The organism is Halosimplex salinum (genome assembly GCF_003730195.1).
In the GTDB taxonomy this organism is placed as follows: Archaea; Halobacteriota; Halobacteria; order Halobacteriales; family Haloarculaceae; genus Halosimplex; species Halosimplex salinum.
Genome location: NZ_QWGG01000001.1, coordinates 165,480 through 190,758 on the forward strand (window position 1 = coordinate 165,480; position 25,279 = coordinate 190,758).

19 protein-coding genes are annotated in these 25,279 nt (G+C 67.3%); 6 read left to right on the top strand and 13 right to left on the bottom strand.

Going from position 1 to position 25,279, the window contains the following annotated elements:
• The first annotated feature begins 75 nt into the window (after positions 1-75).
• The 5 genes from D1409_RS00815 to D1409_RS00835 are packed head-to-tail and all read left to right on the top strand — an operon-like array spanning position 76 to position 4,450.
• A complete protein-coding gene (locus D1409_RS00815; protein ID WP_123533095.1) occupies positions 76-483 on the top strand; it encodes an NADH-quinone oxidoreductase subunit A in 408 nt (135 codons plus the stop codon).
• Positions 484-485: 2 nt separating this feature from the next.
• Positions 486-1,187 carry an NADH-quinone oxidoreductase subunit B gene (locus D1409_RS00820; protein WP_123533097.1) on the top strand — a complete coding sequence of 234 codons (702 nt, stop codon included), beginning with the start codon at positions 486-488 and terminating at the stop codon, positions 1,185-1,187.
• The gene (locus D1409_RS00825; RefSeq protein WP_123533099.1) at positions 1,184-2,869 is read left to right on the top strand and encodes an NADH-quinone oxidoreductase subunit D; all 1,686 of its coding nucleotides are present in this window, start codon (positions 1,184-1,186) and stop codon (positions 2,867-2,869) included. The genes D1409_RS00820 and D1409_RS00825 overlap by 4 nt, the downstream gene beginning before the upstream one ends.
• Entirely contained in the window at positions 2,869-3,942 is a 1,074-nt protein-coding gene (locus D1409_RS00830) for a complex I subunit 1/NuoH family protein (RefSeq protein WP_123533101.1), read from the top strand. The genes D1409_RS00825 and D1409_RS00830 overlap by 1 nt, the downstream gene beginning before the upstream one ends.
• Positions 3,943-3,988: 46 nt before the next feature.
• Positions 3,989-4,450, top strand: a complete 462-nt coding sequence (locus D1409_RS00835) for a NuoI/complex I 23 kDa subunit family protein (RefSeq protein ID WP_123533103.1) — start codon at positions 3,989-3,991, stop codon at positions 4,448-4,450.
• A 541-nt stretch (positions 4,451-4,991) separates the two neighbouring features.
• On the opposite strand, the gene D1409_RS00840 is transcribed toward D1409_RS00835, so the two are convergent.
• From D1409_RS00840 to D1409_RS00865, 5 genes are all read right to left on the bottom strand, one after another.
• Complete coding sequence (locus tag D1409_RS00840; protein WP_123533105.1) at positions 4,992-5,315, bottom strand: DUF5783 family protein; 324 nt, start codon at positions 5,313-5,315, stop codon at positions 4,992-4,994.
• Positions 5,316-5,368: 53 nt separating this feature from the next.
• The gene (locus tag D1409_RS00845; protein ID WP_123533107.1) at positions 5,369-6,925 is read right to left on the bottom strand and encodes a polysaccharide deacetylase family protein; all 1,557 of its coding nucleotides are present in this window, start codon (positions 6,923-6,925) and stop codon (positions 5,369-5,371) included.
• A 503-nt stretch (positions 6,926-7,428) separates the two neighbouring features.
• Positions 7,429-9,432: an acetate--CoA ligase gene (acs, locus tag D1409_RS00855; protein ID WP_123534759.1), complete on the bottom strand. Its 2,004-nt coding sequence runs from the start codon at positions 9,430-9,432 to the stop codon at positions 7,429-7,431.
• 192 nt (positions 9,433-9,624) lie between these two features.
• Positions 9,625-11,763 carry a bacterio-opsin activator domain-containing protein gene (locus D1409_RS00860; protein ID WP_164471524.1) on the bottom strand — a complete coding sequence of 713 codons (2,139 nt, stop codon included), beginning with the start codon at positions 11,761-11,763 and terminating at the stop codon, positions 9,625-9,627.
• A gap of 212 nt (positions 11,764-11,975) precedes the next feature.
• Entirely contained in the window at positions 11,976-13,895 is a 1,920-nt protein-coding gene (locus tag D1409_RS00865) for an acetate--CoA ligase (RefSeq protein WP_123533113.1), read from the bottom strand.
• Positions 13,896-14,167: 272 nt separating this feature from the next.
• On the opposite strand from D1409_RS00865, the gene D1409_RS00870 reads away from it, so the two are divergent.
• Positions 14,168-16,123: a methyl-accepting chemotaxis protein gene (locus D1409_RS00870; RefSeq protein WP_235853471.1), complete on the top strand. Its 1,956-nt coding sequence runs from the start codon at positions 14,168-14,170 to the stop codon at positions 16,121-16,123.
• 135 nt (positions 16,124-16,258) lie between these two features.
• Here the strand turns inward: D1409_RS00870 and D1409_RS00875 are convergent, their stop codons facing one another.
• The 8 genes from D1409_RS00875 to D1409_RS00910 all read right to left on the bottom strand — a co-directional run bounded on the left by D1409_RS00875 (position 16,259) and on the right by D1409_RS00910 (position 25,065).
• Positions 16,259-16,945 carry a thioredoxin family protein gene (locus D1409_RS00875; protein WP_123533115.1) on the bottom strand — a complete coding sequence of 229 codons (687 nt, stop codon included), beginning with the start codon at positions 16,943-16,945 and terminating at the stop codon, positions 16,259-16,261.
• 6 nt (positions 16,946-16,951) lie between these two features.
• Positions 16,952-17,695 carry an ABC transporter ATP-binding protein gene (locus D1409_RS00880; RefSeq protein ID WP_123533117.1) on the bottom strand — a complete coding sequence of 248 codons (744 nt, stop codon included), beginning with the start codon at positions 17,693-17,695 and terminating at the stop codon, positions 16,952-16,954.
• On the bottom strand, positions 17,692-18,453 hold the full coding sequence (locus D1409_RS00885) for an ABC transporter ATP-binding protein (RefSeq protein ID WP_123533119.1): 762 nt from the start codon (positions 18,451-18,453) through the stop codon (positions 17,692-17,694). Before D1409_RS00885 ends, D1409_RS00880 begins: the two co-directional genes overlap by 4 nt.
• Positions 18,450-19,580 carry a branched-chain amino acid ABC transporter permease gene (locus tag D1409_RS00890; protein WP_123533121.1) on the bottom strand — a complete coding sequence of 377 codons (1,131 nt, stop codon included), beginning with the start codon at positions 19,578-19,580 and terminating at the stop codon, positions 18,450-18,452. The genes D1409_RS00885 and D1409_RS00890 overlap by 4 nt, the downstream gene beginning before the upstream one ends.
• Positions 19,577-20,566, bottom strand: a complete 990-nt coding sequence (locus D1409_RS00895; RefSeq protein WP_123533123.1) for a branched-chain amino acid ABC transporter permease — start codon at positions 20,564-20,566, stop codon at positions 19,577-19,579. The genes D1409_RS00890 and D1409_RS00895 overlap by 4 nt, the downstream gene beginning before the upstream one ends.
• Positions 20,567-20,697: 131 nt before the next feature.
• Complete coding sequence (locus D1409_RS00900) at positions 20,698-22,089, bottom strand: substrate-binding protein (RefSeq protein ID WP_123533125.1); 1,392 nt, start codon at positions 22,087-22,089, stop codon at positions 20,698-20,700.
• Positions 22,090-22,303: 214 nt separating this feature from the next.
• Positions 22,304-24,004: an acyl-CoA mutase large subunit family protein gene (locus D1409_RS00905; RefSeq protein WP_123533127.1), complete on the bottom strand. Its 1,701-nt coding sequence runs from the start codon at positions 24,002-24,004 to the stop codon at positions 22,304-22,306.
• An 80-nt stretch (positions 24,005-24,084) separates the two neighbouring features.
• Entirely contained in the window at positions 24,085-25,065 is a 981-nt protein-coding gene (locus tag D1409_RS00910; protein ID WP_235853472.1) for a hypothetical protein, read from the bottom strand.
• Positions 25,066-25,279 lie beyond the last annotated feature (214 nt).

Below are 25,279 nucleotides of genomic sequence, written 5' to 3' on the forward strand. Positions count from 1 at the left end.
GCAGGCCGAGAGGCGCCGAGGACAACAATCAACCCTTATATGGCACCACCCCAAACCGTCGAACGATAGAGAGTCATGAGTAACCCATGGATAGCCATCGGGGCGCTCGCGCTGGTCGCGCTGGCGATCCCGCTCAGTATGATGGCGGTATCGTCGCTGTTGCGGCCGAGCGTGCCGGAACAGGGGAAACGCGCCGTCTACGAGAGCGGCGAGGTCCCGACGGGCGACACGCGCATCAAGTTCAACATTCAGTACTACATGGTCGCGCTGCTGTTCGTCGTCTTCGACATCGAGACCGTCCTCATCTTCCCGTGGACGGTCATCTACCAGGACGCCGTGGCGAACGTCGGGCTCGCGGAGGCGCTCGTTCCGATGCTCGCGTTCATCGGCATCCTCGTCATCGGGCTCGGCTGGGCGTGGCGTAACGGCGCGGTCAAATGGGTCCGCAGCCCGCGGGCTCAAGCACAGCGGGTCGAACAGTAATCATGAGTAGCGACAACACACGCACGACCAAGCACGGAGCAGAAATCGAATCCACCCAGGAGGCACGGCTGGGCGAGGGCGTCGACAGCCGCTTCAACTCGACGCTGCGGGAGGCGTTCGGCTCGACCCCGTTCATCCTCACGAAGTTCGACCAGTTCATGAACTGGGTGCGGGGCTCGTCGATGTTCATGCTGCAGTTCGGGATCGCCTGTTGCAGCATCGAGATGATCCACACCTACGCGATCAAACACGATCTGGATCGTTTCGGTGCGGGCGTCCCGCGCGCCTCGCCGCGCCAGGCCGACGTGATCATCGTCCCGGGGACCATCGTCTCGAAGTTCGCCCCGCGGATGAAGCGCGTCTACGACCAGATGCCCGAGCCCAAGTTCGTCGTCTCCATGGGTTCGTGCACCATCTCCGGCGGCCCGTTCCAGGAGGGCTACAACGTCGTCAAGGGCGCGGAGGAGGTCATCCCGGTCGACATCCACGTCCCGGGCTGTCCGCCTCGCCCCGAGGCGCTCATCTACGGCGTCGCCAAGCTCCAGGAGCGAATCGCCAACGGCGAGTCCGCGCCGGTGACGGTCAAGCCGTACGAACTGGAGCAGTTCGGCGACCTCGAACAGGACGAACTCGTGGACAAACTCGCCGACCAGATCGACGAAGAGGACCTGGTCATGCGGTACAACTGGAGTGACTCGCCATGAGTTTAGAGGAACCCGACGACCCGCTCGCGACGCGCGACGTGGGCGTCACCGAGGAGGGCGTCGACTACGACGCGCTCGCCGACCTGCTCGGCGACACGGTCATCGACCGCGAGAGCCACGTCAACGCGGAGGGATTCGTCGTGCGACCCGACGAGGTGCAGGACGCCCTGTTCGCGCTGCGCGACGAGGCGGGCTTCGACCACTGCGCGTGCGTGACCGCACAGGACTACGACGACCGCTACGAGTCTATCTACCATCTCCGCAAGTACGACGACCCCACGCAGGAAGTGTCGGTCGTCGTCCCCTCGCCGAAGTCCGATCCGGTCAGCCAGACCGCGGAGCCCGTGTACCGCACGGCCGACTGGCACGAGCGCGAGGCGTACGACCTGGTCGGTATCGACTACGAGGGGCACCCGGACATGCGGCGGATCCTCCTGCCCGAGACCTGGCAGGGCCACCCGCTCTCCCAGGACTTCAGCGGCGAGGAGCCGCAGGTCGTCACCCTCCGCGAGCACGCCAACCCGCTCGCGGACGACAAGCGCTCCGAGGACGACCCGGACACGATGTTCATCAACATCGGTCCGCACCACCCGGCGACCCACGGCGTGCTCCACGTCGAGACGGTGCTCGACGGCGAGCAGATCGCCCACGTCGAGCCCGACATCGGCTACCTGCACCGCTGCGAGGAGCAGATGTGCCAGCAGGGCACCTACCGCCACCAGATCATGCCCTACCCCGACCGGTGGGACTACGTCTCGGCCGGCATCCTCAACGAGTGGGCGTACGCCCGCGCGGCGGAGGACCTGGCCGACATCGAGGTGCCCGAGTACGCGCAGGTCATCCGAACGATGTCCGCGGAGATGTCCCGCATCGCGGCGCACATGCTCGCGCTGGGGACGTTCGCGCTGGACGTGTTCGGTGACTTCACCGCGGTCTTCCAGTACGCGTTCCGCGACCGCGAGGTCGTCCAGGACCTCCTCGAGGACCTGACCGGCCAGCGACTGATGTTCAACTACCTCCGGCTGGGCGGCGTGGCGTGGGACCTGCCCGAGCCCCGCGAGGAGTTCTTCGAGAAGACGCGGGACTTCCTCGACGACATGCCGGAGAAGCTCAAGGAGTACCACAACCTCGTCACCTCGAACGAGATCTTCCAGATGCGCTGCGTCGACACGGGCATCCTGCCGCCGGAAGAGGCCAAGCAGTACGGCGCGACGGGGCCGGTCGCCCGCGGGTCGGGCATCGACTACGACCTGCGCCGCGACGACCCGTACGGCTACTACTCCGAACTCGACTGGGACGTCGTCACGGAGGACGGCTGCGACAACTACGCGCGCGTCCTCTGCCGGATGCAGGAAGTCGAGCAGTCGGCCCGCATCATCGAGCAGTGTGTCGACCTGCTCGAGGACTGGCCGGAAGACGAGCGCGACATCCAGGCGAACGTGCCCCGCACGCTCCGCCCGGACCCCGACACGGAGATCTACCGCGCGGTCGAGGCCGCCAAGGGCGAACTCGGCATCTACATCCGCTCGGACGGCACCGACAAGCCCGCGCGCTTCAAGATCCGGAGCCCGTGCTTCTCGAACCTGCAGACCCTGCCGGTCATGTCCGAGGGCGAGTTCGTCCCCGACATGATCGCCTCGCTCGGTAGCCTCGACATCGTCCTCGGGGAGGTGGATCGGTGATGATACCGCTCCAGTCGAACTCGGAGACGCCGTTCCCGTCGATCATCGCGGACCTGCTCGGACTCGACGCGAGCGAACCCGCGGTCCTGATCGTCCTCTCGGTCGTCGCTGCCGGCGTGATCGCGACGGTCCTGCTCACGATGACTGCGGTGCTCGGCATCTGGGGCAAGCGGAAGATCACCGCGGCGTTCACGGACCGAATCGCCGTCAACCGACACGGCCCGTACGGACTGTTGATCATCCCGGCGGACGCAGTCCGACTCCTCTCGAAGGAGCTCATCGTCCCGTCGGAAGTCGACCGCCCGGCGTGGGACCTGGCGCCGCTGATCATCGCCAGCTCGGCCCTGCTCGGGTTCGCGGTCATCCCGTTCGGACACGGTCTCCAGCTGGCCGACCCGGAGATCGGACTGGCGTACGTGTTCGCGGTCGCGTCGATCGCGTCGCTGGGCCTGCTGATGGCCGGCTACGCGTCGAACAACAAGTTCTCGTTCCTCGGCGGGCTCCGCGCGGTCGCGCAGAACCTCGCCTACGAGATTCCGCTGGTCATCACGGGCGCGTCGGTCGTCATCTTCGCCGGCTCGCTCCGCATGTCGACCATCGTCGAGGTGCAACAGCAGACGCTCGTCAGTCTCGGCGGGATCGCGATCCCGTCGTGGTTCGCGTTCGTCAACCCGTTCGCGTTCGCGCTGTTCCTGATCGCGAACCTCGCGGAGGTCGGGCGCAACCCGTTCGACATCCCCGAGGCGCCGACGGAGATCGTCGCCGGGTACCAGACGGAGTACTCCTCCGTCTACTTCGTGCTCATCTACCTCGGCGAGTTCATCCACATCTTCCTCGGGGGCGCGATCATCGCGACGATCTTCCTCGGCGGCGCGTCGGGGCCGGTCCTGCCCGGGGTCGTCTGGTTCTTCATCAAGATGATCTCGGTGTACCTGTTCACGCAGTGGGCCCGCTCGGCGGTCCCCCGCGTGCGCGTCGACCAGCTCATCCAGATCGGGTGGAAGGGCATGCTCGTCCTCTCGTTCGCGAATCTGGTGCTGACCGCGGTCATCGTCGGGGTGGCCGCCGCATGACCCCGACTCCAGCCTCGACGCTCCCGACAGTCGGAGGTGACTCCCAATGATAGGCATCCTCAAATCGATGGCAACGACGATGAAACACGCCCTCGACGGCGAGACGTTCACCGTCGAGTACCCCGAGACGGAACCCGAGGTCAGCCCCCGGTTCCGCGGCGTCCACAAGTTCAGCCAGGAGCGGTGCATCTGGTGCCGGCAGTGCGAGAACGTCTGCCCGAACAACACCATCCAGATCGTCACCGACGACCAGCGCAACGGCGAGCAGTACAACCTCCACATCGGCCAGTGCATCTACTGCCGACTCTGCGAGGAGGTCTGCCCCGTCGACGCCATCCTGCTGACCCAGAACTTCGAGTGGACCGCCGACACGAAAGACGAGTTCGTCCTCGACAAGGAACAGCTCAAGAACGTCCCCTGGTACAAGGACATCGACCCGCTGGAGTCCCGAGAACCGGACCGCGGTGCGTGGATCGGCGAGGGCGAAGGCGAACTGGACTACCAGTAGGAGAGCCTATTTTTTCGTCCGCCGAGCGCCGTTGGCGCGAGGCGGTTCACCGCGACCGAACGCAGTGAGGGAGCGGCTTTTTCGCCACCGAAAGACTCACTTTGCTCGTCTTTCGAGCCTCGTCTCGCTTCGCTCGACGAGACCACGTTATTGCGGAGTGGTTCGTCGGACGATTCGCGCCTAGATCATGAACATTTATTATAATTGCTCGCATCCAGACGGATAGATTCACGATGTCAGGGACGACGCTCGTAGTAGCAGTACGTTGATTTTCCGTCCAGACAGCGTCGTCCAGCTCGCCGAACGCCCGACATCACGATCCACACGAGCACACACGCGGCCCCCGAGACCCGACACGCATCGCCAGCGGAGACCACGGACGAAACCGACGTCGAAGCGGACTCGACCGACGAACCGGCACCGATAGCGCCGTTCGACGCGCACGACGCGGCAGCGACCTTCGGCGACCGGACCGACCGACTCCCCAACACCGTCGACGCCGAGAACAAGTACCTGGGCTGAGCCGAGCGGTTCGCTCCTCTCAGCCGTCTTCGAACTCGAAGAGACGCCGCAGTTCGAGTTCGATCCGGTCGACGAACTCCCGGAGGACGGCGTCGAACGTCTCGTCGTCGACGGGAACCGGCCCTGCGCGTTCACGCGGATTCTCCGGGAGTTCGACCCGGAACTGGCCGTTGCCCTCGTAGAACGGCTCACTCCCGTCGAGCACCTGGCGGTCGATCGCCTTCAGGAGCGTCGAGTCGTACCGCCCGTGGAAGTGCTGGTAGGCGTTCCTGTAGGCGGTCTGGAGTTCGTCCATGTAGTGGACGTACTTGTCCTCGAACTTCTCCGGGTCGAAAGCCGTCATCGCCCGGCGATACGGTCGCGCGAGTGTAAACGACTTCGTTCGGTGAGGGCCGTTCAGCAGGGGTAGATCTGGACGTTCGTGACGTCGAGTTCGGCGGCTTTCGTCCAGATGTCGAGTTCCCACTTGGTCTTCCCTTGAGCCTCCCCGGTGTCGGTGCGCGGGACGCCGACGGGACAGTACACCGTCTCCCAGGACCGGTTCACCCTGAAGCTGGTCTCGACTCGGGGGAAGTCCTCGAAGGAGTCGACTCGGACCGTCACGTCGTTGCCGCCGAGCGGTGCGCGCGCGTCGAACTGGACCATCATCGTCGTGAAGTGCGGGTTCAACTGGATGTCCCGCGTCCGCAGCCCGCCGAAGACTTCGTCGCCGAACTCGTTTCCGATCGTCCAGTGGGGGTCCGTCCCGGAGTTCTCGACGACGGGTTCGTTCCCGAACGGGAGCCAGAAACTGTCCTCGAAGCGGTCGAACTTCGGCTCGGACTCCTGGACGATGTCGCCTTCCGGGAGCGACCACGGGATGAGGAGCCCGCCGGTGGAGGAGGCGACGTGCAGGTCGCCCGCGTCTCGCTTGTCGGCGATGTAGTCGAACACCTCGTCGAGGCGCGACCAGTCGTCGACCTTGTGGCTGTGGAAGAACAGCCGCAGGCGGTCTTTCGGCCGCTTGGTCAACCGGTCTATCATCTCCTTCACCTCGTCCGCCGTCGCCTGGTCGCTCCGCTCGATGATGGCCGAGCTCTGTCCGTGTTTGCCGATCGTCGCCGTCGCGGGGTAGTGGGGCGACCCGGTCGCCCAGCCGTGGCCCGACGCGGCGAACAGCGAGCGAATCGCGTAGAACTGCGGGTCGTCGAGTTCGCCCATGTTGAGCCCGCGGCCCTGTCTCGGCTGGAGGTGAGCGACTGGGAATCCCAGCTCCTCGAGGCCGCGCTTTTGCTGGAGGGCGATCCGGAGCAGGTCGTCCATGGACTCGACGCCGTCGCTCCCACCGCCGGGCTCGGTCAGCCGACCGCCTTCGTCGGAGTTGCCGCTTCCGGTGTACAGGCCGACCTCACAGCCGTGTAACAGCATCTCCTTGAGCTGGTCGGTCGAGAGGAGCTGGTCGGCATTTTCCTTTCGGAGCCGCGCCGGAGTCGCGCCCATCATCCAGGGGAACCCCCGGTCGCGCATTCGCGGATAGAGGTCTTCGTACTCCTCGATGTGGCTGCCCTCGCTGTGGATCATGACCACCGGCGTGTCGCGACTGGGATACGTGGCGACGTGCGAGGGCATCTCCATCGGCCAGCTCGGTGGCGCCGGATTCGAGATGCGGCCGGCGCCGTTTTCGTCGAGCGTGCGTCCGTGGATGAACCCCTGGGTCGACCGGACCTGGTCGGCCTGGAACGTCTCCGCGTCCCGTGTCGCCGCGTTCCAGGAGTCGCCGTCACCGTCGTACACGGCACCCGTGTCCGTCGCGATGAACGTGGCCGCCTCGTGGGGGGTGTACGTCTGGAGGTTCGCTTCGGCGTCTCGCACGACGAGTCGCTCCTCGATCGTCCGCATGTCGGGCGAGTGCGTCCAGTCCGTATCGCCCGGTTCGTACCTGTTGAGTTCGTGGTTCGGTGTGTGTTCGACCATGCCGAGTCACTCCGCTGGGCTACCGTACGCCGCGACGCCGTAGCCGGCGCCGCCGCTCGTTCGACCGCCTTCGCTCGTCTCGGGGTCCGACATCTCGTCGGAGAGTACGGGGCCCGTGAGCAACCTCGACGAGGACGAACCGGACCGCGCCCCGGTGGACGGGACGGCCCCGTACCCGACCGTGAACCGCTGCCCGTCGCGCTCCGCATCGGTTTCGGGAACTCGCTGCCCCGTCGCACCGACCGATACCCCGACCGATACTCTGACCAATTGTCGTCGTGTTAGTTGCACGATCTGAATCCACAGCGATCCAACGTTCCTGTGGTAATAGTTAACATCAGCATTCGTGCCGCGTAGACGGCGTCTAACGTCGGTCGGTCAGTTCTTCGGTGGGTCGGCGGGAAGCGGGCTTCGGCGTCGGAACCGGCGCGTTCGAGGGGGCGCGAGTGAACGGAAGAAAGCGAACTCGCCGTCGAAATCGGCGACCGACGGCGAGTAGTGGCTCAGTCGCCGTGGACCTGGTCGCGGATCTCTTCGGGGACGCTCGGGTCACGCAGGGTAGTGGTGTCGCCGAGTTCGTCGCCGTTGGAGATGTTCTCGAGGAGGCGGCGCATGATCTTCCCGGAGCGGGTCTTCGGGAGGTCGTCGACGAAGACGACGCGGGCCGGGCGAGCGAACTTCCCGATCTCGTCTTCGACGGCTTCGACGATGCGGTCGCGGACCTCCTCCTGGCTGGCGTCGATGCCCTCGCGGACGACGACGTACACGTCCGGGACTTCGCCCTTCTCGTCGTGGTCGCGAGCGGCGACGGCGGCTTCGGCGACGTCCGCCACTTCGGAGACGGCGGATTCGAGTTCCATGGTCCCGAGACGGTGCCCGGCGACGTTCATCACGTCGTCGAGGCGGCCGAGGACGCGGAAGTAGCCGTCCTCCTCGTGGACGGCGCCGTCGCCGGCCTTGTACACCCAGTCGTCGGGGTCGGAGCTGTCGGTCTCGGAGAAGTCCTGCCAGTACTCCTCGATGAAGCGCTCGTCGTCGCCGTACACCGTCTGGAGCATGCCGGGCCAGGGGTTCTCGATGACGAGGTTGCCGGCCTTGCCGCTGGCGGGCTCCATCGGGTCGCCGCTGTCGTCGTAGAGCGCCGGCTGGATGCCCGGTGCGGGCAGGCCCGCGGACCCGGGCTTCATGTCCTTGAGCGCGGGGAGGTTCGTGATGAGGTGGCCGCCGGTCTCGGTCTGCCACCACGTGTCGACGATGACGGCGCTCTCGTCGCCGATGTGTTTGTAGTACCAGAGCCAGGCCTCGGGCTGGATGGGTTCGCCGACCGTCGTCATGTGGCGGAAGTCGAAGTCGTAGTCCTCGATGTACTCGGCGCCCCACTTCATGAACATGCGGACGGCGGTGGGAGAGGTGTGGAAGATGTCCACGTCGTAGCGCTCCGCGATCTCCCAGATGCGGCCCTTGTGGGGGTGGTCCGGCGTGTCCTCGTACATCACCGAGGTCGTGCCCAGCGAGAGCGGGCCGTAGACGATGTAGGAGTGACCGGTGATCCACCCGATGTCCGCGGCACACCAGTAGGTGTCCTCGGGCTTGATGTCGAGGACGTACTTCGAGGTGGCGGTGACGTAGGAGAGGTAGCCGCCGGTGCGGTGCTGACACCCCTTGGGCTGGCCGGTCGTGCCGGAGGTGTACATCAGGAAGAGCGGGTCCTCGGCGTCCCGGGAGACGGGGTCGACGCGGGCGCGCTCGTTGTTGGCGAGCAGTTCGTCGGCGAGGACGTACGGGTCGTCGCTGCCGATCTCGACGTCCTCGTGGAGTTCGTCGTGGCGAGTCCACAGGACGACGGTGTCCACGTCCGACTCGGCGAGTTCGAGCGCCTCGTCGCACTTCTCCTTGTGGTTGAGGAACTCGCCGCGGCGGTAGTAACCGTCGCAGGTGACGACGACGTCGGAGTCGGCGTCGTCGATGCGGTCGGCCAGTGCCTGCGCGGAGAAGCCGGCGAACACCTCGGAGTGCGGTGCGCCGATGCGAGCGCAGGCCAGCATCGTCACCGGGAGCGCGGGGAGCATCGGGAGGTGACACGTGACGACGTCGTCCTCCTCGACGCCCACGTCCTGCAGCGATGCCGCGGTGGCGTTGACGCGGTTGTACAGCTCCTGATAGGTGATGGTCTCGCGTTCCTCGGCGTCCGTCCCCTCCCAGATGAACGCCGCCTGGTTCTTGCGCTCCTCCAGGTGGCGGTCGATGCAGTTGTAGGAGGCGTTGAGCTGTCCGCCGGAGAACCACTCGTAGAACGGCGGGTTGCTGTCGTCCAGTACTTCGTCCCAGTGTTCGTCCCACTCGAGGAGTTCGGCGTACTCCTCGAAGGCCTCGGGGTAGTTCTCGTCGAACCGGTCGTAGATCTCCGGGTCGCTTACGTTGGCCTGGCCGACGAACTCGGTGGGCGGACGGAAGTAGTCCTGTTCGGTCATCCGCGATTCGAGTTGCGTGTCTGGCTCCTCTGACATGGTTATCGCCCCCGCGCTGTCGGCCGCGTCGGGCGGTGGCTGTCTCTCGGTGACATGGTTCGTCCCGTATATCACCAACGAGACTCTTAAGCGACCCGTCTAACTATCTTTCGCGACGATTCCGACGGGTGCCGTCCGACCGATCCCGCGGGTCGGACCCGGGGGACTCCCCTCGTATCGAGAGGGTGTCGGTCACTCGTCGTCGAAGAAGGCGGTCAGCAGTTTCTGCTGGGCCTTCCGGAGGTGGTTGTGGAGGGTCGGCGAGGAGACGCCGATGGAGTCGGCGAGTTCCTCGGCGGTGCTCCCGCGGGGCCACTCGAAGTAGCCGGCGAGGTAGGCCGCGCGGAGGACCGACTGCTGTTTCGAGGTGAGGTCGTCCTCGAGCGAGCGGCGGAAGCCGTCGGTCGTCTGGACCGGCCGCTCGACCTCCTGTTTCGAGAGGAGCGCCGAGCCCTGGAACGGCGACTGGAAGCCGTTGAACACGGCGCGCACGTCGGTCTCGGTCGTGAACTCGGCGGTGATGCGCTGGGCGCCGTCCTCGACGAGGAACTCGACGACGTGTCCGCCCAGTTCGGTGAGCGTGGTCGCCGGTTCCTCGCCGTCGACGACGAACTCGACGAGGTAGCTCTCGTCGTAGTCGCGGATCAACCTGGCGTTCTCGATGCTGTCCACGTCGGCGGCGAACTCGACGGCTTCCTCGGGCGAGGTCCCGCGCATCGTCACGAAGTACAGGAGCGACCCCCCTTCGCCGGGGACGATCCCCTGGAGTTCGAACGAGGCGCCGAGGTGCTCGCTGGCGGTGACGAAGAAGGCGCGCTCGCTCTCGACGCGGAACTCCAGTTCGATGACGCTGTCGGCGAGCAGGAGGTTCTTGCGCTTGATGTCGGTGATCGCCTGTCCGATCTGCCAGCCGAGCGTGGCGAGCAGGCGTCGCTCGTCGGGACCGAACGCGTCGTCCCCGGTGGTCCCGAGCGCGAGGAGACCGTGGGTCGTGTCACCGTAGGTCAGCGGGACGATCGCGATAGACGGGTCGGGCGGCTGCTCGCCGTTCTCGGCCGCCAGCGACGGCGGACGGAGTTCGCGGGTGCCGTTCCCGAGCACGCGGACGGCGTCGGGTCGGCCGCTCCGGGCGGTTCGAAGGTCGTCGTCCTCGGTCGTCGCCTCCGCGAGCGCCTCGGCGACGGACTCGTCGACGCCGGCCCAGGCCGTCGAGACGACGCCGCGGTCGCCGGTAGTCGACCCCATCCACGCGAACGAGTAGGCGTCGGTCGCGGCGAGGCGGTCGCAGATCCGGACCCCGACCTCGGTGCGTTTCGAGGCGGTCCCGAGCACGTCCGTTGCCACACCGAGCGCCTCGATAGCGCCGGTCACTCGCGGGAGCGTCCGCGGCCGGTCGGTCGGCTCCGTCGACTCGTCACCGTCGGGTTCGACGAACGCGGCGACGTGAGCGCTCCCGTCTGCCAGCGGTGCGGCGACCTGGACCGCGTCGACCCGGTCGCCGTCGCGGCCGACGAGGCGCACCCGAGTGGCGCCGTCGACGTCGTCGAGCGCTCCCCCGTCGTCCGCCGCGTAGAGGCGCTCGACCGGCGTTCCGGTGAGGTCGCCGTTCGGATAGCCCGTCAGATTCGTGAGTCGGTCGTTGGCGTACTCGACCGTGCCGTCGCCGTCGGTGACGAGGACCCCGAGGTCCGCCGTCGCGAGCGCGCGGCCCAGCGCCGCCGGGTCCCACTCCGCGCCCGGTCCGGGGAGGCCCGCCCGTTCGAGCTCGCCGAGGACGGCGTCCACGTCCACCGGGTCGAGGTGTCGACAGAGGCTCTCGAGACCGGCCCACGGGCCGACGGCGAGCACGACCCGCGGGTCGACGTCCTCGTCGTGGACGAGGCGGCGCGCGTAGTAGCGACAGAGGTCCGCCGAGGAGACGTCCGCGAGGGTCTCGTCGCCCGTCACCGACGCGGCGCGGTCCGCGACTTCCGACAGTAACATCTGGATCCGCCGCGGCGTCACGTCGACGAGGCGGTCCGAGTCGGCGACCCCCTGCTCGTTGACGTAGCGCCTGACGGCCGCCCGGACCGACGACGGGACGTACGCCTCCCGCGTCGGTTCGCCGTCGTCGTCCGTGACAGACAGGCGGTGGTGGGTCCCGTTCTCCGTCGAGCGAGCGACGAAGTCCGACGGCCTGACGCGCGCTATCTCGGGCGGCCGGAGCCCCACCTCCCCACAGAGCCGGACGACCAGCGCCTCCCTGTAGGTCGCCGCCGACTGCCGCAACTGGTCGTACGCCTCGTCCCCGAGGCCGTCAGCGTGGGCCCCACCCACTCCTGTCCCTTGCATCTGCGGATCGTTTCGGGTATTCGGGTAGAACGAAATAAATCGTTCGGCCGTACGCCTGCATTTACAGGCCGCTCCCACTCTGAAAGCTACCGGGTATCGACAGGTCGGTTCGCGCGACGACTACGCGTTTCGTGAAGTCACAATCGGCGAAACGCGGGCGTGCGACGCTCCGGCCCGGTCGGCGGCGTGGCCGCTGCGTCGGCCCGGCGACCTCACATCCGTTCGAGCGCGGACTCGATCTCGCCGACGATCTCGGGGTTTCGGAGCGCGCTGGTGTCGCCGAACTCGCCGTCGTTCGCGATGTCCTTGAGGAGGCGTCGCATGAGCTTCCCCGAGCGGGTCTTCGGGAGTTCCGGCGTGAAGACGAACGCCTCGGGGACGGCGAACGGGCCGATCGTCCGCTCGACGCTGTCGGTGATCCGGTCGCGCAGGCGCTGTTCGCACTCGTGGCGCTCGTCCGTGCTGACGAACGCGTAGATGGTGTTCTCGGCCTCGCCGTCGCGGACGTCGACGATGGCGGCCTCGGCGACGCCCTCGACGTCGGCGATCGCGCTCTCCAGTTCCATCGTCCCGAGCCTGTGGTTCCCGACGGCCACCGTGTCGTCGAGGCGGCCGAGCACCGTCACGTAGCCGTCCTCGTCGATGCGTGCCACGTCCTCGGTCACGTAGCGCCAGTCGTCGCCCTCGCCGTCGGTCTCGAGGTCGAGGGGCATCCCTGGCCAGGGCTTCGTGACGGCGAGTCGGCCGCCCTCGGTGGCCGTCGCCGGCGCGCCGGTCGGGCCGACGACCGTCACGTCGATGCCCGGCAAGGCGGGGCCGGCGCTCCCCGGCTTCATCGCGTCGACGCCCGGCAGCGTCGACAGCAGGATGGCCCCGGTCTCGGTCTGCCACCAGGTGTCGACGATGGGACAGTCCTCGCCGCCGACGTGTTCGTAGTACCACGACCACGCGCTGGGGTTGAGCGGTTCGCCGACCGACCCGAGGAGCCTGAGACTGGACAGATCGTGGGAGTCGGGGTGTTCAGTCCCCCACTTCATGAACGCGCGGATGGCCGTCGGCGCCGTGTAGAACACGTCGACGGCGTTGCGCTCGATCACCTCCCACACGCGGTCTTTCTCCGGGTGGTCCGGCGTCCCCTCGTAGAGGAGCGTCGTCGTGCCAAGCGAGAGTGGGCCGTACACGAGGTACGTGTGTCCGGTGATCCAGCCGATGTCCGCCGAACACCAGTAGGTGTCGGCGGGTTCGAGGTCCAGCACGGCGTGGCTCGTCCACGCGGCGTGGGCGAGATAGCCGCCGGTCGTGTGCCGGACGCCGGTCGGTTCGCCGGTCGTCCCCGAGGTGTAGATCAGGAACAGCGGGTCCGTGGCGGCGCGCGAGACGGGGTCGACCTCCTCGCCGCGGTGGTCGGCCAGGAGCCCGTCGTAGGCGTGGTCGTCCTCGCCGAGTCGGACGCTCTCGTCGTCCAGTCGCTCGACGACGACCACGTCGGTCACCTCGTGGTCCGTCGAGATACGAGCGTTGTCCGCCTTGTTCTTCTGGTGGATCGCGTTCCCGCGACGGTAGTAGCCGTCGCAGGTGACCAGGAACTCCGACTCGGAGCGCTCCATGCGCTCGGCGAGTGCCGCGGCGGAGAAGCCGGCGAACACCACGTTGTGGGGCGCGCCGATGCGGGCACACGCCAGCATCGCGATCGGCAGTTCGGGGATCGCGGGCATGTAGAGGGTCACCACGTCGCCCTCCCCGATGCCGAGCGACCGCAGGCCGGCGGCGAACTCGTTGACCTCGTGATAGAGGTCGAGATACGTGTACGTCCGGCGTTCGCCGCGTTTGCCGATCCACTTGATCGCCGCCTGCGTCTTGCGCTCGTCGAGGTGGCGGTCGACGCAGTTGACGGACGCGTTCAGCCGCCCGTCCGGGAACCAGCGCCCGTTCCCGTCGCCCGACTCGAACACGGTCCCGTACGCGTCCGCCCAGTCCAGCATCTCGCCCGCCTCGTCCCAGCAGTCGGGCCAGTCCTCGGCGAACGCCGCAGCCTCGGCCGCCGTGACGTTCGCCTGGTCCGTGAAGGCGGGCGGCGGATCGACCGTCCGCCCGTTCCGCGGATGGCTCTCGACTCCGGACTCGTCGTCCATCCTGTAGGATTCGCGCGGGCATCGACATAAATGATCCGCGCCGCTCGACCACCCGGCGGCGTCGTCCCGCCGACACGCGATCGGTCCCCTCGACGGGACGCGGGGCCGCGACAGTCACTCGAACGATATCGCCACTCCGTCGGCCCGGAGTCGGGTACTCGCCAGGAACGGCAGATCGACCCATACGACCCCTCTCGGACCCCGGATTCGTTATCCGAATCGATAATTCGCGGCGTGGGTTTTTATACAACATTGATGTTGAATCGCGTACGATGACACAGCACACACCCGAAGCGGTACTCCGCCGGCTCCGAAAGCGAGTCGGCGGCGGGCCGCCGGCCGAACCAGACGGCGGGGTGGTAGTCGACGATGCGAGCGGGTCGCTCATCGAGCGGTACGACCCCGACCTCGACGCCCTCGAATCGGTGTACGGCGGCACCGAAGCGGCCGCGGTCGGCGACCGACACGTCCGCGACCCGTTCTCGCTCGGCGACGACGCGCTCGGCGACCTGGTCGCGGAGTACCGGGCGGCGGGGATCGGCGCGCGGGAGTTCGCCGCGTCCCAGCGGGTCGTCTCGGACGCGCTCGTCGACGCGGTGTTCGACCGTCTCCGCGACGAACTCGACGCCGCGGCGCACGACGCGCTCGACGACGCTCGGGGTGACCTCCGCGACGGCCTTCGGAGTGCGAACGACGTGTTCACGGCGGGTGCGGCGGCCTACGACGCGAGCGAGACCACGGAGACGACGGAGCAGGTCAGCAGCGACGCTGCCGCCGCCGGCGACAGTCGCGAGGGGCTGAGAAGCGACGCGCTGGACTACCACGACGTGCTCCACCACATCGGGACGCCGCTGTTCGTGCTCGGCCCCGGCGGAGACATCCTCACGTGGAACGCGCAGCTAGAGGCGCTGACCGGCGTCTCCGAGCCTGACGCGATGGAGATGGAGATGGCGAGTATGGCCTTCTACCCGGACGGCCGGCGAGGGAAGACGCTCGCGGACAAAGTGATCGATGCGCCCGAGCGGACCGACGAAGAGTACGACGTACCGAGAGTCGAGGACGCCTCGTTCACGCTGTACCGGGACACGAGCGTGATGCAGGACCAGCACGGCGAGGACGTCCACATCTCGTTCTCCGCCGCCCCGATCTACGACGACGACGGCGAACTGGTCGGGGTCGTCGAGATGGTGCAGGACCGGACGTCGGACGTCCTCCGCCACGAGCAGACGGCGAGTCTCGTCACCGAACTGGAGGAGACGATGCGCGCCATCCAGTCGGGTGACCTCAAGGCCCGGGCGTCGTTCGACAACGAGGACGGTCACGTCGACGAGTCGCTGCTGAACGTCGTCGGCGAACTCAACGAGATGGCCGGGACGCTGGAGCGACTCATCCAGCAGGTCGAGGGGAACGCGGGCGAACTGGCGGCCGCGACCGACGAGTCCGCCGACGCGGCAGTCGACATCGAGGGCTCGGTCGTCGAGCAAAACGAGATCCTCGCCGAAGCGGCCGAGGACATCCAGAACGTCAGCGCGACGATGGAGGAGATCGCCGCCACCTCGAACGAGGTCAGCGCCGCGGCCGGTCGGGCGAAGTCCGCCGTCGACGAGGGAGCGACCGCGAGCGAGGAGGCACAGGCGGTCACGGACGAACTGACGGACACGAGCGACGAGCTCGTGAACAGCGTCACCGGCCTCGAAGAGCGCATGGACGAGGTCAGCGAGATCATCGAGATCATCGCCGACGTGGCCGAGCAGACGAACATGCTCGCGCTGAACGCGAACATCGAGGCGGCCCGCGCCGGCGAGTCCGGCGAGGGCTTCGCCGTCGTCGCCGACGAGGTCAAGACGCTCGCCACGGAGACCAGCGAGTACGCGGACCGCATCTCCCGGTCGGTCACCGAGATCCAGGAGCAGGCGACCGACACCGTCGACACGGTCGAGGCGTCCAACCGACAGATCCAGCGCGCCGAGGAGGAGATCTCCGAGGCGCTCGACGCCCTCGACGACATCGCCGACGCGGTCGACGAGACCGCCAGCGGCATCGAGGAGGTCGCCGACGCCAACGACAGCCAGGCCGACGCCATCGAGGGCGTCACGACGACCATCGAGGACGCCCGCGAACACGCCGAGGACGCGGAGGCGGCCGCCCGCCGGATCGTCGAGACGACCGAATCGCAGACCCAGTCGGTCACGGACCTCGTCGAGAGCGTCGAACAGCTCCACAACTAGCCGAGCGGCGTCGCGCTGGCGTCTCCGTTCTCTGTACCTTTCGTCCGGGCCATCACCGCACGACCGTTCAGACACACCGCTGACGCTCTCGGGACGTGTGAAACAGAAGAAAACGTCGTCCCGTCCGCGGGACGCTCAGTCGTACAGTTCGGCGGCGCGCTCGCCGAGCGGACCGGGGCTGGTCCGGCCGGTCACGGCGTCGAGCAGGTCGCCGTCCTCGAAGAAGACGACCGCGGGCGCGGCGTTGACCTTGTGTTCGCGGCAGAAGTCCGGGCACTGCTCGCCGTCGAGGCCGCCCACGGCGGCGTCCGCGGGGAGCGCGGACAGTATCTCGTCCAGTTCCTCCTTCATGCCCTCACAGGGCGCACAGCCGCGTTTCCACACCGTCACCACCGCCCGGTCGTGGTCGGCGAGGAACTCCGCGTAGCTGTCGTCGTCGAGCTCCGTCACCGCTCCGGGCACCGGCGAGTCCGGCCCGACCTCGGCGACGATGTTGGCCATCTGCGCCAGCTCCTCGACGCCGTAGCCGTCGAGCCGTGCGGACAGCGTCAGGTACGTCGCGAACTCCTCCCGGGTGACCTGGAGGCGGTCGACCCGCTCGGCGGCCGCCTCCGGGGAGGGGAGGTCGAACGCGTCGGCGACCGAGCGGTGGAACTCCGCCTCGTCCACGTCGAGGTACGTGTCGTAGTAGATGTGGCGTGACTGTTCGAAGTCGTCGCTCGTGGTTATCTCGTCGGTCGCTTCGTCGTGGTCGAGGACGCCCTCGTCGACGAGGGCGTCGATGTGTGCGTCGACCGTCGGTTCGTCCATAGTTCGTGACATTGTAGATCAGACGCCGAGGTATCGCTCGCGCGTCTCCTCGTCGTTCCGCAGTTCTTCGGCCGGCCCCTCGAAGACGACGCTGCCCTGGTCGATGACGTAACACCGGTCGGCGATCTTCATCGCCGCGACGGCGTTCTGCTCGACCAGCAGGACCGTCGTCCCCTCGTCGCGGATCCGCTCGATGGCGCCCTCGACGGTCTCGATGATCTGCGGCGCGAGCCCCTCGTAGGGCTCGTCGAGCATCAGCAGGTCGGTGCTCTGCTTGAGCGCCCGGGCGATGGCGAGCATCTGCTGTTCGCCGCCCGAGAGCGTGCCGGCCATCTGCTGCTGTCGCTCGCTGAGCCGCGGGAAGTCCTCGAGGATCTGCTCGATGGACTGTCCCTCGTGCTCGAAGTCGAGGTCGCGTCCCCAGGTGTTCGACCGGTTCTTGACCACGTCCGCGAGGTGGAGGTTCTCCTCGACGGTGAGGTTCGCGAACACGCGCCGCTCCTCCGGGACGTGCGAGATCCCGAGGACGGAGATGTCCTCGGTCTCCATGTCGGTGATGTCCCGGTCCTTGTAGGTGATCCGGCCGGTGCGCACCTCGGGCGGTCGCGCGCCGGCGATGCTGCGCAGCGTCGTCGTCTTGCCGGCGCCGTTCCGCCCGAGCAGGGCGCAGATCTCGCCCTCCTCGACGCGCATCGACACGTCGCGGAGGATGTGGCTCTGCCCGTAGTAGCTGTCGACCGCGTCGAGTTCGAGCAGGCTCACAGCTCGACACCTCCCAGATACGCCTCCTGCACGCTCGGATCGCCCTGGACCTCGTCGGGCGGCCCCTCCGCGATGATACTGCCGCGGTTGAGGACGGCGATGCGGTCGGAGACGCTGAAGACGATCTCCATGTCGTGTTCGACCAGCAGGATGGTCAGGTCCATCTCTTCCTGGAGGTCCTCGATCAGTTCGACCGTCGACTGGGTCTCCTCCGGGGACATGCCGGCGGTCGGCTCGTCCATCAGGAGGAGCGCCGGTTCGCTCGCCAGCGCGATGCCGATCTCGAGCCGGCGTTTGTCCCCGTAGGGGAGGTCGGCCGCGGTCGTGTCCTTCTGCGAGCGCAGGCCGACGGCCTCCAGGGTGTCCAGGGTGCGCTGCTGGACCGCCGGGTAGCTGCTCCGGTGTTTCAGGAAGTTGAACCGGAACGAGCCGTGTTCGGCGCCGAACGAGGCGATGTTGGCGTTCTCCTCGACGGTGAGTTCCGGGAAGATCGAGGCCGTCTGGAACGACTTCCCGATGCCTCGCTGGACCACCTCGTGGGGTTCGAGGTCGGTTATCGGGTCGCCCTCGAAGAAGATCTCGCCCTCCGTCTCTTCGAGCATCCGCGTGATCAGGTTGATCAGCGTGGACTTGCCGGCGCCGTTGGGACCGATGAGCGAGACCAGTTCGCCCTCCTCGATGGTGAGGTTCACGTGGTCGGTCGCGACGAGGCCCCCGAACTCCTTGACGAGGTCGCGGGTCTCGAGGATCGCGGTCATCGCTCGTCACCTCCGATGGCGTCGGCGACTCTGTCGCGGAGCCAGTCGACCCGGCCCCAGATGCCGTGGGGCATCGTGGCGACGACGGCGATGAAGACGATGCCGAGGATCATGTGCCAGAACTCGCCAATCACGGGCATCCCGCTGACGATGTTGGCGACGTACATGTAGAGCCCGGCACCGAAGACGGGGCCGAACAGCGACCCGACGCCCCCGAGAACGGTGATGACGACGATGTCGCCGCTGACCGTCCAGTTGAGGGTGTTCTCGATCGGGACGAACGAGCGCTGGATGACGTAGAGGCTCCCCGCGAGGCCTGCGAACGCCCCCGAGAGGATGAACGCCATCAGCTTGTAGCGCCAGACGTTCAGTCCGACGAACTCGGCGCGCTGTTCGTTCTCGCGGATCGCCCGCAGGACGGCGCCGTAGGGCGAGTTGAGGATGCGATAGCCGACCACGACGGAGAGGATCATCGCGGCGCCGACGAACACGTACATCCACGAGTCGACGAACGCCTCCGGGACGAACGGGACGGCCCGGCCGAGGTCGACGACGCCGAAGAGCGACCCGACCTGGACGCCGGTGAACCCGTTCTCGCCGCCGGTGATGTCGCCGAGCGGCGACAGGAAGATGTAGTAGATCATCTGTCCGAACGCAAGCGTGAGGATGGCGAAGTAGATCCCGCCGCGGCGCAGGGAGATCCAGCCGATGATCCACGCCATCAGGACCGCCGTGAGCGTCCCGACGAGTATCATCGCGAGCGGGCTCCCGGTCACGTTCGCGCTGAAGATGCCCGCGGCGTACGCCGAGGTCCCCCAGAAGATCGCGTGCCCGAAGGACAGCAGGCCGGTGAAGCCCAGCAGGAGGTCGTAGCCCAGCGCGAAGATGCCCCAGATGAGCGTCAGCGTGAGCAGGTTGTGGTACCAGCTGTACTCGCTGGGGAGGCCCAGCTGGGTCGGGAGCGTCACCAGCACGAACGGAGCGAGCGCGACGCCCAGGATCGTGAGGGCCGCGACGGTCGACTCGTTGTCGTGGATCTGACGCCACCGTTCGTACAGGGTGGGCGACTCGTCGACGGGTTCGGAGTCCGCCTCGGTCTCCGCGGCCGAGCCGACTTCGTCGCTCATGCCGTCACCTCCTCGGAGCCGAGCAGTCCCTGTGGTCGCGTCAACAGGACGACGACCGCGAGCGCGTAGATACCGACCTGCGCCCAGGGAGTGAAGTTGATCGAGAGGCTGCCAAGCGAGACGGTCCCCAGCGAGATGAGCGTCACCTGTACCATCCCGATGAGCGTCCCGCCGAGCACCGCACCGCGGATGGAACCGACGCCACCGATGACGACGGTCAGGAAGGCGGGGACGAGGATGGTCATCCCGATCTCGGGGTTGATGTTCGAGAGGGGCGCGCCGACCACGCCCGCGACGCCGGCGAGTCCGGCGCCGATCCCGAACATCACGAGGTACGGTCGAGTGATGCGTATCCCGAGCAGTCGGACCATCTCCGGGTCACGAGTGCCGGCCTTGACGACGAGGCCGAAGTCGGTGTACTCGACGATGGCGTACACGGCGATGACGAGCGTGGCCGTGATCGCGATCACCCACACGCGCCAGACGTCGATCGTCACGGCCGAGAGCGGGACGCCGACCGGCCCCGAGAACGGGATGCCGCCGGCGATCTCGCTCGGGATGTCGTACGTGTAGCTCCGCGGGCCGATCAGCGCGTGGATCAGCTCCTGGACGACGATCGCGAGGCCGAAGGTGACCAGGATCTGGTCGGTGTCCGGGCGGTCGTAGAACGGGCGAGCCACGAATCGCTCCATCGCGAGTCCCACCACGAACACGATGGGGGGCACGATCACGAGCGCGGCGATGAAGCCCCAGCCGAGGCCGAGCGTCGGGAACCCCCACTCGGCGAGCTGTCCGTTCGCGATCGATATCTGCTGGGTGATCAACAGGCCGATGTAGGCGCCGACCACGTAGAGGGCGCCGTGGGCGAAGTTGACGAACTTCAGCGTCCCCAGGATGATCGAGAGCCCGATGGCCAGCAAGACGTAGATCGCGCCGGTCTGGAGGCCGTTGACGAGCAGGACGACGAGCTCTCCGACGAGGCTCACGCTCGTCTCACCTCGATCGGCCGGGGCTGGTCGGCGGTGCAGTCCATAGTCTGGGTGTGAATGCCATTCATGATATTTTATCGTCGGGGAATCACGTATATAATTGTAAGGGGTGGAGAGAGTCGGCGTCGTTACTCGTCGCCGTACTCGCCGAGTTCACACTCCGCAGCGGGGCCTTCGTCGCAGCCGTAGCCCACGTCGTCGCGCGAGGTGATGTCGACGATCTCGAAGAAGTTGCCGCCTTCCTGCTCCGACTCGGGGAGACCGCGGACGACGGGGATCGCACGCTGTGCCTGGTGGTCACAGGCGCGCATCGTCTCCTCGCCCATGCCGATGTTGTCGTAGTCGTAGTCCTCGAGTTCGCGGATCACTTCGGGCGGGTAGAACGTGCCCGCTCGCTCGGCGGCGGCCGCGTACTGGAGCGTCTGCGCGTATGCGAGCTGGGCCGGGCCGGACGGACTGCGGCCGTCGTACTCCTCGCCGAACACCTCGGCGAACTGGTTCGACGGCTCGTTGTCGATCTGGGAGTCCCACGCGATGGTCCCGTAGATGCCGTCGATGGCTCCGCTCGCGGCCTCGGCCATCGGGCGGTTGTACAGCGGCATCACGATCTCCATGTCCTCGTCGATGCCGGCGTCGACGGCGTCCGTGAGGGAGTTCGCGCCGTCCAGGCCGTAGTGGTTGAGGAAGAGGACGTCCGCCCCGGAGCTCTGGGCCTCCGAGAGGTACGACGAGAAGTCGCTGGTGTCGAGCGGCGTCGCGACGCTGTCGACCTCGTTCCAGCCCGCCTCCTCGAAGAACTGCTTCATCGACGCCTGCTGGGTCTGCCCCCACGAGTAGTCGGCGTACAGCTGGTAGAAGTCCAGGTCGTCGCCGTACTCCTCGGTGACGACGGGCGTGAGCGCCTGCCCGGTCATGTAGGCGTTGAACATCTCCCGGAAGCTGTAGCGCACGCAGTCCTTCCCGGTGGTGTCGTTGGAGTGGGTCAGACAGCACATGAACAGGACCTTCTCGCGCTGTGCGACGCCCTGCTGTGCGATGGCGACTGCGCTCGAGGAGCCGCCGGAGAACATGATCACGTCGTCGCGCTGGACCATCCGCGAGGCCGACTCGTCCGCCGCGGAGGCGTCGGTCGCCGTGTCGCCCTCCACGAAGTCGATCTCGTAGTCGAGGACGCCCTCACCCGAGAGGTCCTCGAACTCGTCGACCCATCCGCCCCCGTTGTTGAGGTGCTCGACGGCGAGTTCGTAGGCTCGCAGCTCGTCCTCGCCCTCCGAGGAGTAGGGACCGGACTTCGGGACGTTGAAGCCGAACGTGGCAGTGTCTCCGTCGATCGGGTAGTTGCCCAGCGCGGGGTAGTCGTCCCCGCCGTCGCCGCCACCGCCGCCGCCGTCGCCGTCACCGTCACCGTCTCCGTCGCCACCTTCGCTACAGCCCGCCAGTCCGACCAGGCCGACGGTTCCAGCCGCACCCGCGTTTTTCAGTAGCCCACGCCGCGAAACGGATTTGCCATCGTGTGACATACCCAGACACCTGACGACCACCATCATAATAGTTGTGCATAATTATGGAAAATGATAGTGACACACCCGTCGAATCGCCCGTCCGTGGCGAGTTAGTGCCTTCGTGGGAACCACTCGCCGGACGGGGAGAAGCCCGAGGGCCGGTGGTCCGGGTCGTCTCGCGGGGCGCACGTCGCGGAGACGGACGCGCCGAAGCGGGCGTCTCCGGCCGGACTCACCCAGTCATGCCGATCCGCTCCTCGTAGGACCCGTAGTGGCGCTCGAACAGCGCCATGATCTCGCCCATCGTCGCGTACGCCTTGACCGCGTCGACGATGTACGGCATCACGTTCTCGTCGGTCTCGATCGCCTCGTCGAGCGCCGCGAGCGTCTCCTCGACCGCGTCGTCGTCGCGCTCGGCTTTCACGTCCTCCAGCCGGGAGAGCTGGGTCCGCTGGACCTCCTCGTCGACCCGGAGCAGTTCCGGTTCGGTGTCCTCCTCGATCTCGTAGGCGTTGACGCCGACGACGACCTCCTCGCCGTCCTCGACGCGCTCCTGGTACTCGTAGGCCGCGTCCTGGATCTCCCGGTGGAAGTAGCCCTGGTCGATGCCCGTCAGGACGCCCTCCAGCATCGAGCCGTCGCCCATCTCGCGGATCTCCTCGATGTACGCCATCGTCTCGGCCTCCACCTCGTCGGTGAGCGCTTCGACCGCGTAGCTCCCGCCCAGCGGGTCGACGATGTCCGCGGCGCCGGACTCCTCGGCGATGATCTGCTGGGTGCGGAGCGCGACGCGGACGGCCTGCTCGCTCGGGAGCGCCAGCGCCTCGTCGAAGCTGTTGGTGTGGAGGCTCTGGGTGCCGCCGAGGACGCCCGCGAGCGCCTGGATGGTCACCCGGACGACGTTGTTGAGCGGTTGCTGTGCGGTCAGGGACTGCCCCGCGGTCTGGGTGTGGAACTTCATCGCCTGCGCGGCCTCACCGCCGTCGTACCACTCGTCGATCAGCGTCGCCCAGACCCGCCGCCCGGCGCGGAACTTCGCCACTTCCTCGAAGATGGCGTTGTGCGAGTTGAAGAAGAAGGACAGTTGCGGGCCGAACTCGTCGACGTCGAGGCCGCGCTCCTCGCAGGCCTCGACGTAGGCGAGGCCGTCGGCGAGCGTGAACGCCAGTTCCTGTATCGCGGTCGACCCGGCCTCGCGGATGTGGTACCCGGAGATGGAGATGGGGTTGAACTTCGGCGTCTCGTCGACCGCGTACTCCACGGTATCGACGACGAGGTCCATCGAGGGGCGGGGCGGGACGACCCACTCCTTCTGCGCGATGAACTCCTTGAGCATGTCGTTCTGCAGGGTCCCCCGGACCTCCTCGCGGGGGACGCCCTGCTGGTCGGCGATGGCGACGTACATCGCGTACACCACCGGCGCGCTCGGGTTGATCGTGAAGGAGGTCGACACCTCGCTCACGTCGATGCCGTCGAAGATGATCTCCATGTCACGGAGGGTGTCGACGGCGACTCCCTCCCGGCCGACCTCGCCGTCGCTCATCGGGTCGTCGGAGTCGAGTCCCATCAGCGAGGGCATGTCGAACGCGGTCGAGAGGCCGGTCTGGCCCTCGTCGATGAGGTAGTGGAAGCGCTCGTTGGTCTCGGTCGGCGTGCCGAACCCGGCGAACTGCCGCATCGTCCACGTGCGCCCGCGGTACATCGTCGGGTACACCCCGCGCGTGTAGGGGGGTTCGCCCGGGAATCCCAGGTCCTCGTCGTACTCGGTGTCGGCGACGTCCTCGGGGGTGTAGAGCCGGTCGACCTCGTGGTTCGACACCGTCGCGAACCGGTCTCTTCGCTCGCCGTACCCGTCGAGGACCGGACCGAGGGTCTCTGCCTCCCACTCCTCGCGGGACTCGCGGATCGCGGCGAGGTCCTCGTCGTCGAACATGCGCGCAAATATTGCCGGAGCGCGCATAAGGGTTCGGGCGGACGCGAACCGGTGCCGGCCGACAGCGGCGGGCGTCGCGGTTACTTCAGGCCCTCGCTGGCGAGGTGGTACTCGAAGACGGTCTCCATGCCGGTGAGGAGCGCGGAGAGGTCGACGCTTCCGGCGTCGGCGCGGCGGGACTTGACGTCGTCGTACGTGCGCTGCCAGCGGCGACGGAACCGCTCTTCGAGGCCGCTGGCCCTGATGGCCTCGACGACGCCCTCGCAGTCGTCGGCCGCCGCGACCTCCGTGTGGGAGACGACGCCCTCCTCGATGGCGGCGACGACGACGCCGGCCGAGTAGTCGCCCTCGACGACCTCGCGCTCCCACGTCGTCAGCCAGTTACCGATCCGGGCCATCTCCTGGAGGTCCCAGAGGGTGTTCCGAACGGCGCCCAGGTCCGCCGGGTCGAACGCCGGCGAGTACATCAGGTCCACGTCGGCGTAGGGGAACATTACCATGTTGTGCGAGTCGTACTGGGTCGCGCCGGTCAGGTTCGCCATCTGGGGGTTGTCGCTGACGAGCGCGCTGTACTCCATCGCGTCGGCGGTCTGTCCGAAGTCGTAAGCGAACACGTCGGCGAACTCCTCGCGGCGCGGCGCGTCGTCGAGGCCGTCCTCGAACTCCGTCCAGAGCCGCTGGATGAACGCGAACGTCTCGGCGTCCACGGCGGCCCGCTCCGGGTCCGCGTCGACGTGGTCGGCGTGGAGTCGGCACGCCTCCCGGAACGTCCGGCGGTCGCCGTGGCACTCGATCAGGTCGTCGAGCACCGTGACGTACATCGTGAGGACCGTCTTCTGCTCCCGAACGTGGGCCGCGTGCTCGTCGGCGACCGACGAGAGGGTAAAGGAGGGAAACAGCGAGTAGATCCACTGCCAGAGGAACCGGTCGCGCTCCTCGAAGTGACGGTCGTACGCGTCGGCCAGCTCCCGGACGCGCTCGGGGAGCGTGACGGCCTGCACCGACCGCAGGTGGTCGGCCCCGCTGTGCTCGCCGAGCTGTTCCGTCGTCGACACGCTCACCGACCTCCGTCCGCCGCGCGGACCGGCGTCGAGCGAATCTGCCGAGCCTCTTCGGTAGTCGAACCGCCTGCCGCGGTCGTCGCCGTTCGCGGAGTAAGCCCACACAACCGAGGACTGCTCTGCGCGTAAATCAGTGCCATATCCCGGTAAGTCAGAGCTATGCTTATATACGTTCTTGCGGGGAGATACAGCGGAACGTGCGCTTCGCTACCGG

Excerpts from the sequence above, each read along its gene's own strand:
- D1409_RS00890 (WP_123533121.1), bottom strand. The coding sequence starts at position 19,580 with ATGAGCGACGAAGTCGGCTCGGCCGCGGAGACCGAGGCGGACTCCGAA.
- D1409_RS00815 (WP_123533095.1), top strand. The coding sequence starts at position 76 with ATGAGTAACCCATGGATAGCCATCGGGGCGCTCGCGCTGGTCGCGCTG.
- acs (WP_123534759.1), bottom strand. The coding sequence starts at position 9,432 with ATGTCAGAGGAGCCAGACACGCAACTCGAATCGCGGATGACCGAACAG.
- D1409_RS00905 (WP_123533127.1), bottom strand. The coding sequence starts at position 24,004 with ATGTTCGACGACGAGGACCTCGCCGCGATCCGCGAGTCCCGCGAGGAG.
- D1409_RS00825 (WP_123533099.1), top strand. The coding sequence starts at position 1,184 with ATGAGTTTAGAGGAACCCGACGACCCGCTCGCGACGCGCGACGTGGGC.
- D1409_RS00860 (WP_164471524.1), bottom strand. The coding sequence starts at position 11,763 with ATGCAAGGGACAGGAGTGGGTGGGGCCCACGCTGACGGCCTCGGGGAC.
- D1409_RS00830 (WP_123533101.1), top strand. The coding sequence starts at position 2,869 with ATGATACCGCTCCAGTCGAACTCGGAGACGCCGTTCCCGTCGATCATC.
- D1409_RS00875 (WP_123533115.1), bottom strand. The coding sequence starts at position 16,945 with ATGTCACGAACTATGGACGAACCGACGGTCGACGCACACATCGACGCC.
- D1409_RS00885 (WP_123533119.1), bottom strand. The coding sequence starts at position 18,453 with ATGACCGCGATCCTCGAGACCCGCGACCTCGTCAAGGAGTTCGGGGGC.
- D1409_RS00900 (WP_123533125.1), bottom strand. The coding sequence starts at position 22,089 with ATGTCACACGATGGCAAATCCGTTTCGCGGCGTGGGCTACTGAAAAAC.
- D1409_RS00835 (WP_123533103.1), top strand. The coding sequence starts at position 3,989 with ATGATAGGCATCCTCAAATCGATGGCAACGACGATGAAACACGCCCTC.
- D1409_RS00820 (WP_123533097.1), top strand. The coding sequence starts at position 486 with ATGAGTAGCGACAACACACGCACGACCAAGCACGGAGCAGAAATCGAA.
- D1409_RS00865 (WP_123533113.1), bottom strand. The coding sequence starts at position 13,895 with ATGGACGACGAGTCCGGAGTCGAGAGCCATCCGCGGAACGGGCGGACG.
- D1409_RS00845 (WP_123533107.1), bottom strand. The coding sequence starts at position 6,925 with ATGGTCGAACACACACCGAACCACGAACTCAACAGGTACGAACCGGGC.
- D1409_RS00840 (WP_123533105.1), bottom strand. The coding sequence starts at position 5,315 with ATGACGGCTTTCGACCCGGAGAAGTTCGAGGACAAGTACGTCCACTAC.
- D1409_RS00870 (WP_235853471.1), top strand. The coding sequence starts at position 14,168 with ATGACACAGCACACACCCGAAGCGGTACTCCGCCGGCTCCGAAAGCGA.